This window comes from Rhodococcus sp. 27YEA6, from assembly GCF_044908235.1.
GTDB classification, from domain to species: domain Bacteria; phylum Actinomycetota; class Actinomycetes; order Mycobacteriales; family Mycobacteriaceae; genus Rhodococcus_F; species Rhodococcus_F qingshengii.
Map to the genome: position 1 here is coordinate 635,062 of NZ_JBIYCY010000001.1, position 10,734 is coordinate 645,795.

General features: G+C 62.2%; 10 protein-coding genes. 5 read left to right on the forward strand and 5 right to left on the reverse strand.

What is annotated here, in order from left to right; genetic code table 11:
• The first annotated feature begins 18 nt into the window (after nt 1–18).
• The gene (locus tag ABH939_RS03140; protein WP_404649310.1) at nt 19–1,317 is read left to right on the forward strand and encodes an NtaA/DmoA family FMN-dependent monooxygenase; all 1,299 of its coding nucleotides are present in this window, start codon (nt 19–21) and stop codon (nt 1,315–1,317) included.
• Here ABH939_RS03140 and ABH939_RS03145 read toward each other — a convergent pair.
• Nucleotides 1,314–2,279, reverse strand: coding sequence for a proline dehydrogenase family protein (locus ABH939_RS03145; protein ID WP_404649311.1), 966 nt, complete (start codon nt 2,277–2,279; stop codon nt 1,314–1,316). The genes ABH939_RS03140 and ABH939_RS03145 overlap by 4 nt on opposite strands.
• Nucleotides 2,279–3,940 carry an L-glutamate gamma-semialdehyde dehydrogenase gene (gene pruA, locus ABH939_RS03150; protein ID WP_397524254.1) on the reverse strand — a complete coding sequence of 554 codons (1,662 nt, stop codon included), beginning with the start codon at nt 3,938–3,940 and terminating at the stop codon, nt 2,279–2,281. Before pruA ends, ABH939_RS03145 begins: the two co-directional genes overlap by 1 nt.
• Before the next feature lie 195 nt (nt 3,941–4,135).
• Here pruA and ABH939_RS03155 point away from each other — a divergent pair, with 195 nt between their 5' ends.
• From ABH939_RS03155 to ABH939_RS03165, 3 genes are read left to right on the forward strand one after another with little or no spacing between them, the layout of a single operon-like run.
• Nucleotides 4,136–5,806, forward strand: a complete 1,671-nt coding sequence (locus tag ABH939_RS03155) for a PucR family transcriptional regulator (protein ID WP_397524253.1) — start codon at nt 4,136–4,138, stop codon at nt 5,804–5,806.
• Nucleotides 5,803–6,120 (forward strand): nuclear transport factor 2 family protein, encoded by a 318-nt coding sequence (locus ABH939_RS03160; RefSeq protein WP_404649312.1) that lies wholly within the window; start codon nt 5,803–5,805, stop codon nt 6,118–6,120. The genes ABH939_RS03155 and ABH939_RS03160 overlap by 4 nt, the downstream gene beginning before the upstream one ends.
• A complete protein-coding gene (locus ABH939_RS03165; protein WP_064688104.1) occupies nt 6,120–7,220 on the forward strand; it encodes a hypothetical protein in 1,101 nt (366 codons plus the stop codon). Before ABH939_RS03160 ends, ABH939_RS03165 begins: the two co-directional genes overlap by 1 nt.
• Nucleotides 7,221–7,231: 11 nt before the next feature.
• Here ABH939_RS03165 and ABH939_RS03170 read toward each other — a convergent pair whose 3' ends face one another.
• The 3 genes from ABH939_RS03170 to ABH939_RS03180 all read right to left on the reverse strand — a co-directional run bounded on the left by ABH939_RS03170 (nt 7,232) and on the right by ABH939_RS03180 (nt 9,235).
• Nucleotides 7,232–7,678, reverse strand: coding sequence for a DUF2752 domain-containing protein (locus ABH939_RS03170; protein WP_373937854.1), 447 nt, complete (start codon nt 7,676–7,678; stop codon nt 7,232–7,234).
• Nucleotides 7,679–7,728: 50 nt separating this feature from the next.
• Nucleotides 7,729–8,019, reverse strand: a complete 291-nt coding sequence (locus ABH939_RS03175) for a CD225/dispanin family protein (RefSeq protein WP_003940575.1) — start codon at nt 8,017–8,019, stop codon at nt 7,729–7,731.
• Nucleotides 8,020–8,185: 166 nt separating this feature from the next.
• Nucleotides 8,186–9,235: an ABC transporter substrate-binding protein gene (locus ABH939_RS03180; RefSeq protein ID WP_404649313.1), complete on the reverse strand. Its 1,050-nt coding sequence runs from the start codon at nt 9,233–9,235 to the stop codon at nt 8,186–8,188.
• A 373-nt stretch (nt 9,236–9,608) separates the two neighbouring features.
• Between ABH939_RS03180 and ABH939_RS03185 the strand changes: the two genes are divergently transcribed.
• A complete protein-coding gene (locus tag ABH939_RS03185) occupies nt 9,609–10,697 on the forward strand; it encodes a 3-deoxy-7-phosphoheptulonate synthase (RefSeq protein WP_003940571.1) in 1,089 nt (362 codons plus the stop codon).
• Nucleotides 10,698–10,734: the final 37 nt, after the last annotated feature.

Here is a 10,734-nt window from a genome sequence, read left to right on the forward strand (position 1 = left end):
AAGCCAGGAGGATGGTCGGTGGCCGATCGTAGGCGTCCACTCAAGACGGTGACCGGTGTCAGCGGGGCGGTGAGTATCTACGACGCCGCGATCGATCCGACGACTTCGACGGTCGCGTCCGCGATCGACGTCGCAAAGACGGCCGAGGCGAACAAGATCGACGGACTGTTTGCCGCCGACCTGCTGAGTTTCGGTGCGCAGGGCGCGATCGGTGCGCAGGAGCCGTTGATCTTCCTTGCCGCGCTGAGTGCGGTCACCACCCATGTGGGGCTCATCGCCACCGTCACGACGACGTTTCATCACCCATTCAACCTGGCACGGTTGTTCGGCACCCTGGACCACGTCAGCAATGGTCGAGCCGCATGGAATGCCGTCACTTCCTCACTCGGAGAAGAGAACTACAGCGACCTGGACCTGCCGAGTCCGGAGGAGCGGTACGCCCGAGCGGCCGAATCGCTCGAGGTGGTCAACGCGCTCTTCGACAGCTGGAAGCCCGGCGCCTTGATCCGGGGAGAGGGCTCTGCGGTGCTAGATCCGTCGAGGGTGGTCCCCATCGAGCACCGAGGCAAGTACTTCACCGTGCAGGGGCCGTTGAACATTCCATCCCTGCCGCAGCGTCGTCCGGTCCAATTCCAGGCAGGCCAATCTGCCGGAGGTATCGAACTGGGTGCTCGCTTCGCCGAGGTCGTATTCACTTCTCTCGCAACCTTCGAGGACGCGGTCACCTACACGAAGACGATCCGCGCCAGGGCGGCAGAGTTGGGGCGTGGGGACGAACTGCCACTGATTTTCAGCTCGTTCCACGCAACGTACGGCGCTACCGAAGCCGAAGTCGAACGATTGGTCAGAGAAGCCGAGGAATCGACGGACTTCGACGCCGGACGCACCAGGCTTGCCGACATGTTCGGCGGCGGCGTGGATTTCTCGGAATTGCCGCTGGATCGGCCGATCCCGGAGTCGTTGTTGCCGGACCCGTCGTCGGTGAATCGACGACGGGGCCGGGTCGAGATCTTCGGCAAGCTCGCATCACAAGGAAAGACTCTGCGTGAGTTGATCATCGCGTCCAAGGACACCGGCCACTGGGCAGCGGCGGGCACCCCGGAACAGCTCGCGGACGCGATCGAGGAACGATACGACGCGGGCGTACTCGACGTCATCACGCTCGGTGACCTTGCCGATCCGCGTACACGCGATTTCGTCACGAACGGACTGCTGCCGGAACTACGCAAGCGCAGAATCGTGGGAACAGATTACGTCGGCGGTACCTTCCGTGAAAACCTCGAGTTGCCACCGCTGCCACCGGTTTCCAGCACCTAGTTGTTGGAGGCGAGTGAGCGCATGAAGAACATGAGGTTGGCCGGCCGTTCCGCCAGGCGACGCATGAAGTAGCCGTACCACTGGCTGCCGTAGGGAACGTAGACCCGCAGGTGATTGCCTTCGGCTACCAATCTGCGTTGTTCGCCGTCGCGGATGCCGTAGAGCATCTGGAACTCGAAATCCTCGGCTGTGCGTTCGGTCAATGTGGCGAGTTCGAGGGCGGCGTCGATCATGGTGGGATCGTGGGAGGCGACCATCGGGTACCCGTCACCTTCCATCAAGACCTTCAGGCAACGCAGGTACGACGCGTCGACTTCGCCGGCCTTTTGGAACGCGACGCCGGCCGGTTCCTTGTATGCACCCTTGCACAGCCGAATTCGTGAACCTGATCCGGAGAAGTGCCGGCAGTCGGCCTCGGTGCGGTGTAGATACGCCTGCAGGACCGTGCCGAGCGTCGGGAAGTCGCGGCGCAACTCTTCGACGATGGACAGTGTCGAGTCGGTGGTGGTGTGATCCTCCGCATCGACGGTGACCCACGCGCCCACTTCGTCTGCCGCTGTGACGATTCGGTGAGTGTTCGCCAGGGCGATCTTCTCGCCGTCACCGGGAAGTGACTGCCCCAACGCGGAGAGCTTGAGCGAAACCTCCAGGGAGTGTTGCGTCCCGGCAATCTCGGAAAGCGTTGCGTACGAGCGGAGAAGGGAGAGATAGGCATCGACGGTAGCTGTTGCCTGAGCCGGATCGGTGGTGTCCTCGCCGAGGTAGTCGACCGTCACGAACCGGCCACTGGTGAGGATGTTGCGCACCGCTGACATCGCTGCGGGTTCCGCGTCCCCGGCGACGAACCTGTCTACAAGCTTGCGGGTCAAGGTCATCCCGGAGACTGTCTTCTCCAGTCGCGACGAGCGTGCCGCCGCGAGGAGTACCGGGCGCAGTGGGTTGCTCAGCGAGACGGCACTCATCAACGGTTCTCGCTCTCGGCTGGATCGACGTCCTGGTGGGGGTAACGATGATCGGTGGGAGGAACGAAGGTTTCCTTGACGGTGCGTGTCGACGCCCAACGGAGCAGATTCTGCGGCGAACCGGCCTTGTCGTTGGTACCCGAAGCCCGCGCACCTCCGAAGGGTTGTTGTCCGACAACCGCTCCCGTCGGCTTGTCGTTGACGTAGAAGTTTCCGGCGGCGAACCGCAGACCGTGGTGAGCTTGATCGACGGCCGCACGGTCGGTGGCGATCACGGCGCCGGTCAGGGCGTAAGCGGATCCGCTGTCGACGCGCGCGAGGATGTCGGCGTAGGCATTGGGTGCGGAGTCGTCGTAGACGTGAAGCGAAAGGATGGGACCGAAGTACTCGGTGCTGAAGGCTTCGTCGCTCGGGTCGTCACCGAGTAGGACCGTCGGTGAGATGAAGAATCCTTCACGGTCGTCGTAGTCGCCGCCTGCTGCGATGGTGAGGCTGCTGGTCGACTTGGCGCGGACGATCGCGGCGGCGTTTCGGTCGAACGAACGTTGGTCGATGACGGCGCCGCCGAAGTTCGTCAGGTCGGTGACGTCTCCGTACTTCAGCGTCGACACAGTGTCGATGAACGTGTCGCCCATCTTGGCCCACACCGACTTCGGGATGAACGCCCGTGATGCGGCCGAACATTTCTGGCCCTGGTAGTCGAAGGCCCCGCGAATCAATGCCGTCGTGAGTACGTCCGGGTCAGCGGAACTGTGTGCGAGTACAAAATCCTTGCCGCCGGTTTCGCCGACGAGACGCGGATACGTCCGGTAGTTCGAGATGTTGGCTCCGACCTCACGCCACAAACGCTGGAACGTTGCGGTGGATCCGGTGAAGTGGATACCCGCCAGTCGGGGGTCGGCAAGCGCGACCTCGGACACCAAGGGGCCGTCGCCGAGAACAAGATTGATCACCCCGGGCGGGAGGCCGGCAGCTTCGAGTAGTTGCATTGTCAGGTACGCCGCGACGGCCTGCGTGGGTGACGGCTTCCAGATCACGGTGTTGCCCATCAGGGCCGGTGCTGTGGGGAGATTTCCGGCGATGGCGGTGAAATTGAAGGGAGTGATCGCGTAGACGAAACCTTCGAGTGGACGGTATTCGACGCGATTCCACACTCCCGGAGCGGAAACGGGTTGGTCGGCGAGTATCTGACGTGCGAACGCGACGTTGAAACGCCAGAAGTCGATCAGTTCGCAGGGCGCGTCGATCTCGGCCTGGTATGCGGTCTTCGACTGGCCGAGCATTGTTGCGGCGGCGATGGTTTCGCGCCACGGGCCGGAAAGTAGATCGGCGGCGCGGAGGAAGACCGCAGCGCGGTCGTCGAACGAGAGGTCGCGCCAGGCCGGGGCGGCGAGTGTGGCGGCGTCGATGGCATCACGAACGTCCGAGTGGGTTGCGCCCGCATACGATCCGATGACCGAGCTGTGACGGTGTGGTTGAACAACGCTCTCTCGCTTACCTTCCGCAGTTCGGTGGATGCCGCCGATGACCTGCCTGATGTCGGTCGGCGATTCGGCCAGTTCGGTCAGTTTCGTACGGAGGCGCGATCGTTCCGGGCTTCCCGGCGCGTAATTGTTCACCGGTTCGTTGGCTGGGTGGGGGACATTGGTAACGGCGTCCATGACGATCCTTCGGCAGACTCAGGAGTGGGCAGTTGTCGTGTCGTGAACCAGTCAAGTCGAAAGACGTCGGCGAGTAATCCGCTGAGCGGCCAAACATCGGTGTCCGTGTTTGTCCGATCGGCTGAACCGTTTTCGCAGGAAAATGCACTATTCTCGAAGTTGAGGCGTTGCGACGGTCCGGAGAGTGGGTGGTACGTGTCTATCCGTGGGGTCAGGCTCGACGCGGTCCTTCGGGCGCTGGGCGGAGCTTTTGTCGAGCTCGTCCTCGCGCCGTCAGGTGATGACGTCTTCGTCGACTCCGTGGTGTTCGCAGAGGTCGGGGACCTCACGCGGCCCAGAACCGCGGCCGTCGAATCCTCTGAGGTCTGGCTCGCTGTCGGTATCGGCGCAGCCGAATTGGTGGCCTGGCTGAACCGCCTCGATCAGAAGGGATCAGCGCCTCGGGCCGTCATGTCGAAGGAGGCCTCGGACACGTCGGTGCGTGCGGCGGCACAGCGCGCCGGGATCGCCTTGATAGCGGTCCATCCGGATGCTCGTTGGGATCGATTGTTCACGACCATCCGGGGCGTGCTCGATCATTCGGTCTCCCGACAGGATTCGGACGACATCGTATTCGGTAGTGACACAGACTTGTTCGAGCTGGCGCAGAACGTCGCCGCAATCACGCGGGGGATGGTCAGCATCGAGGACGAGCATTCCCACGTCTTGGCCTATTCGGCATCGGGAGATGCTGCGGACGAGCTACGTCGGCAATCAATCCTCGGCCGCGAAGGACCTCGCGAATACCTCCGAAAGCTACAGGAGTGGGGCGTCTTCGAAAGCCTGCGGCGAAGCGACGACGTAGTGGAGGTGCCCGCTCACGACGACCTCGCGATCAGGCGACGGTTGGTGGTTTCGATTCGGAGAATATCCGACAATGTCAAGGGGGAGAGCGGTTTCAGCTCTGATCTTCTCGGCACGATCTGGGTGCAGGAAGGCCCGGTTCCCATTGCCGGCGATGCTGACAGCGTGCTCCGCGGTGCCGCGGCCGTTGCTGCTCGGCTGATTTCGCGCATCCGAGACGCGCCGAGTAACGAGGCGATACAGATTCAGCGGTTGCTCGGGGTTCGCGGCGGCGGTGTCGACGTTCCTTCGCTCGCGGCCTCGTTGACCATCCCGATGTCCGGACCGGCGATGGTGGTCGGAGTGGCGAGTATCGGAAACGGTGGGCTGCCGTCTTCGGGCGAACTCGTGTCGTCTTTGCGACTGCACGCCAGCGCCTTTCAGCGTGAATCGCTGGTGAGTGCCGTCGGCACCCGGATCTATGTGCTGTTTCCGCGAACCCAATCCGTGAAATCCACAGTCTCGTGGACCCGCGAAGTTGTCGCGCGTTTGGACAAGGTGTCGCCTTCGGGGCTACGGGCCGCGGTCTCGTCGCCGGTTTCGACGCTTGCGGAGGTGGCCCAGGCTCGGGCCGAAGTGGATCGGGTCTTGGACGGAACGTCGGGGGATGTTCGTGTGACCACCCTCGCGGACTCGCGCACACCGGTGCTGCTGGGCGAAATCATGGACACCATTGCGGCCGACGAGCAACTGCACGATCCGAGAGTCGACGCCCTGGACGTCTACGACAGACGCAACGGGTCGAACATGCGCGAAAGCATCTCCGTTTACCTCGCACATTCGGGCGATGTCCGACGTGCATCCGAGCAGCTTCGGATTCACCCGAACACCCTCAGGTATCGGATCAAGAGGGTCGAGGAGATCACGGATACCGACCTCTCCGAGCCGTCGGCCAGGCTGTTGATGGAGATTCAGTTGGCGGCGTCTGCTCGGGCAGTGAGTTCGCCGAACCTGTCGGACCCCAGCAGTACTCTTCGCGAATGATCGACTCAGCGAAGGTGCCAGGCGCAGCGCGCGCGTATTTCGACGGCGGCGACGTCCGCGGCGTTTTCACCGAAGACGCAGTGGTTCGTGATGACGGCCGGACGTATGTCGGGATCGAAGAAATCGTGGAGTGGAAGTCCGCCGTGTCGACGGCGTTCACCTTCACCCAGAAGATCGAGTCGGTCAACACCCCAGGCTCGGCCGTTGTCGTGTCGGTGAAGGTCGAGGGTGATTTTCCCGGAAGCCCCGTCCAGTTACATCACCATTTCACTCTCGACGGTGATCGGATTTCCGCTCTCACGGTGTGCCCCTGATGCCCACCGCTGACGAACTGCTCGGGAAATCCGTCGTCGCCGATCTGGCAGGCTGCCTCGAGCGAGCCTCCGGTCACACACGCCTCGCCCTCGTTCGGGGTAGTACATCCGAATTCGACGGTATGAGTCTCGGCGAACGTACGCGCGTTGTGCGGGACGCGATGACTGCCGAACTGCCTCAGGATCTTCCGGCCTTCGCCGAGATCATCCGCCGTGCGCTTTCAGAAGAGACCTTCACCGGTTGGATGATCTGGCCGGTGACCGAAGCCGTCGCCGTCACGGCGACACGAAGTGGCTCCGAGTCGGATTTCGACGAGGGAATGGCTCTGCTTGCCGAGTTGACGTCGCGTCTGACGGCCGAATTCGCAATTCGCACATTTCTCGAAACGAACCTTGACCGTTCGCTGGCGATCGCACTCACCTGGACCGGCCATGAAGACGAACACGTCCGGCGCTTGGCGACCGAAGGCACTCGTACTCGTTTGCCCTGGGGAAGACGAGTGAAAGAATTGACGGCGCGTCCCGAGTCGACAATCGTCATTCTCGACGAGCTGTATCGGGATGATTCGGAATATGTACGACGTTCGGTCGCAAACCATCTCAACGATCTCAGTCGTGCTGACGCTGCGCTCGCAGTATCGACTGCGAAGCGTTGGCTGCAGACACCGGATGCCAACACACTGAAAATCGTCAAACATGCATTGCGGACGTTGATCAAGGCCGGCGATCCAGATGCTCTGTCCCTCTTGGGGTTCTCGCCGCCCACCGACGTCGTGGTCGAGGGGTTCGTCATCGACCGCGAAACAGTTGATGCGGGTGGAGAACTCACCTTCGACTTCGCCGTCACGAACAATGGCAGCGAGTCCGTCACCGTCGTGATCGATTACATCGTCCACCACGTGAAGGCCAACGGGCAGACGACGCCCAAGGTCTTCAAACTGACAACACGAACGCTGGAACCCGGGGTGCCGGCCCGTATCGCGAAGAGGCATTCCTTCAAACCGATCAGCACCCGGAAGTACTACGCCGGCGAACATGCCGTCGAGGTGCAGATCAACGGCGTACGCCAGGTGCGAGGTGTATTCCGTTTGGACGCGTGAGGAGATCCGGCCTAGACGCGGAGACCGGCAAATATCGGGATCGGGGCTATGCGGACCGTCGTCCAGATCAACACGAGTGTCAAGATCACAGCCGGTGACCAGCGCAACTGATGCCAGAGCACGACGGGTCTTCCACGGGTGCGGGCGGTCGTCCACGAGACGTACGTGAACGCCAGTGCAAGCAGCATCACGAGGCCAAAGGCATTGAAACGCATCGCTGCACCGAAATCGCCGTGGATGAGGCTGTACACCATCCGAGTGCTACCGCAACCGGGACAATTGACGTTGAACAGCGCTTTGGTCGGACAAACGGGAATGACCCCACCAGGTGTGGTGGGGTCACTCCAGGAGATGAAGGCGCACAGCGCAATTGCCGTGAACGCAACTGCCGCTGGCGCCCTCAGTGCGGCGAGTCGTGATATGTCATCGTTCTCGGTGTCACCACAATTCGGTGTCATTGCAGTTCGGTGTTTGGCCGTCGATCAGTGTCGCCGGTCGGCGTCGGCGGTCACAGGGAACTCGATCCGGCTAGGACGACGACAAAAAGGAAGTACAGAACAGCGACGGCAACACCTGCGCCGACTGACCACAAGGCGAACTTCTTGGCATCGTCAGCTGATTTTCGCGCAGCGTCGAACTGACCTTGCGCCCACAAAGTGTTGACCTGGCTTGATTTGACGATCGAGACGATGCCGAGCGGGAGGCAGCAGAACACTGTCACGAGAATCGCCCAGACCAGATTGTTGTCAGGCGGAGGGCCGACCGGTTGTTGCTGGCCGTAGTACGGGTTCTGCGTCATTGGTCACCTAGCGTTCGGAGAAACAGGGCGTTCGGAGAAACACCCTCTGACGTGCGAAGAGCACGGGCAGGTGACAACATAATCCGTTTCCGAGTGAGTCAGTATCGACTGTTCGTATGACAGAGAATCCGGTTGATTTCTGATTCGGAAGGCGATACCGAAGACGTCAGCGCATGACCTGTACCTGCTCGGCGATATCAGCGGCCAGGGCCATCGCAGTCAGAGCGAGGCCGTTGTTGAGGTCATATCGCAGATGCCCGACATGCCCGTCCTGGACAGCGCGGACTCGTTTCCACGTGGGCGACTCGGCTTCCACAGCGTCGGGGTTCTGTAGCAAGACGAAGTCGGCCTGGTCGAAGATCGCAAGCTCCTCGAGGCTGTAGAAAGTCGAATCCTTCCGATCAGGTGCGGCATGGGCAGCGTCGGTCAAGACGTTCAAGCCGAGGTCCTGCGCAACCGAGACGGCGAACGTGTTGTTCTGCAGCCAGATCTGACCGCTGTCTGCGCCGGCGATCGCAATCGACTTGCCTTCGAGGAGACCACCGATCTTGGCCCGCGCTTGTGCAAGTTCGGCGTTGTATCGGGCGATGACGCGTTCGGCGACTTCGCGGCGATCGAGAGCCGTGAGCTGCGCGGTCATGGCCTGCTTCCACGACGAGCCCGTCGTGCCCTCGTCGACGACGAGCACCGGTGCGATGTCAGTGCCGAGCAGGCCCTTGTCCTGGTAGTAATCCCACCAGCCTTTTCCGACGACCAAAAGATCGGGGTCGTGGCTCAGTATCGATTCGGCATTCGGTTCGTTGTTCGTCCCACCGAGGCGAGCCGCGCCGGCGGGTACCTGGCGCATGAGTTGAGACTTCGGATCCCAATTGGTCGCGACGATCGGGTACTCGGCAAGTAGTGCAAAATCGAGGGCGCCTCGAGCTTCGAGCACCACGACGCGCTTGGGGTCCCGCGGCAGGCGGTAGGCCTTGTCCGCGACGACGATGTCGACCCACTCGTCGGAGGCTTCGGTGCCGCTGGATTCGCTCGAACATGCAGAGAGTGTGCCTAGTGCACCGAGCGCCGCCGCACCGGCCAGGAATCCGCGTCGTGTCAAGGAATCGATCAGACGGGTGAACTCGCCGTCCACATCTCTTGTCGACTGCAAGGGGGTATCGGTCGCAAAAGGGGACACCGTCGGGTGGAAGGTTTCGGTCGATTCGATCACAGGCATGAGAAGGCGCAGCTCCATCTGATGTTCCGGGCATTGGCAGGTGCCTGACCAACGTATTCGAATTCCGTAGCCGCAGCCTTGCTCGAAAGCGCCAATCGCTCAGCGGATTTGGCCATTCGTCACGGGCTCGTGCCACGGGACTCTCCCCTCGGAGTCGGCTCGTTGTGGAGGGGCGCGCCCATCTGATCCGAACTCGAGGTATCGTGGCCGACATGCAGCGCGTCTATTTCTGGTTTAGCAGGCCGGCCCCGGGTGGGCCTGCCGGCGTAACCACGCGCTGACAACCTCCACCCAAGAGCCGGACTACAGACCGGCTCGCTGGAGTTTCTCTTCATCTCTGGGGTCGGCCTGAGAACAGGAAACCGAAAACCCCATGACTGTCACCATCGACACCACCGCAGCTTCGGACAGCCTCGACGATCAGCGCACTGTGAGTATCAGTCCGCTCGTGTCACCGGCGACTGTTCGTGCTCAGCACGCTCCGGACGAGGTCGCGGCCGCCACTGTGCGCACCGGTCGGGCCGACACCATCAACATCCTCAACGGTGACGACGATCGTTTGATCGTCGTAGTCGGTCCGTGCTCTGTGCACGATCCGGAAGCGGCGATGGACTACGCTCGCCGGTTGGCCGCCAAGGCCGAAGAACTGCGGGACGATCTGCACATCGTCATGCGCGTCTACTTCGAAAAGCCGCGCACCACACTCGGGTGGAAGGGCCTGCTCAACGACCCCCACCTCGACGGCACGTTCGACATCAACACCGGGCTCGGTATCGGCCGCAAGTTGCTTCTCGACGTGTCGAGCCTGGGCCTGCCTGTCGGCTGCGAGTTCCTTGATCCGATCATGCCTCAGTACATTGCCGACCTGGTCAGCTACGGTGCGATCGGCGCCCGGACCGCCGCCAGTCAGGTTCACCGTCAGCTGTGCAGCGCGCTGTCCATGCCCGTCGGTATCAAGAACTCCACCGAAGGTGACGTGCAGGTAGCCGTCGACGGCACCCGCGCCGCGGCAGCGAGCCACGTGTTCCCCGGAACGGACCTCGACGGCCAGGCTGCCTTGATCCGTACCGCGGGCAACCCCGACTGCCATGTCATTCTTCGTGGCGGTAGTGACGGACCGAACTACGATGCCGAGACAGTCGCGGACACCCTTGCCCGCCTGCGTAAGTCGAACCTGCCCGAGCGCGTGGTCATCGACGCGAGCCACGGTAACAGCAGCAAGGACCATGAGCGTCAGGTCATCGTGCTCGACGACATTGCCCGACGTCTGACCGAGGGCGAGCAGGGAATCGCGGGCGTCATGTTGGAGAGTTTCATCGAGGCCGGCCGTCAGGACCTGACCTTGGGCAAGGCGGACGAGCTCACCTACGGTCAGTCGATCACCGACGCGTGCATCGACTGGTCCACCACCGCAGCGCAGTTGGACCGTCTGGCGCAGGCCGTTGCGGCTCGGAGGGGCTGACGCCCCCGTGCGCCTTTTTGGTAGCGCCAACTACCAA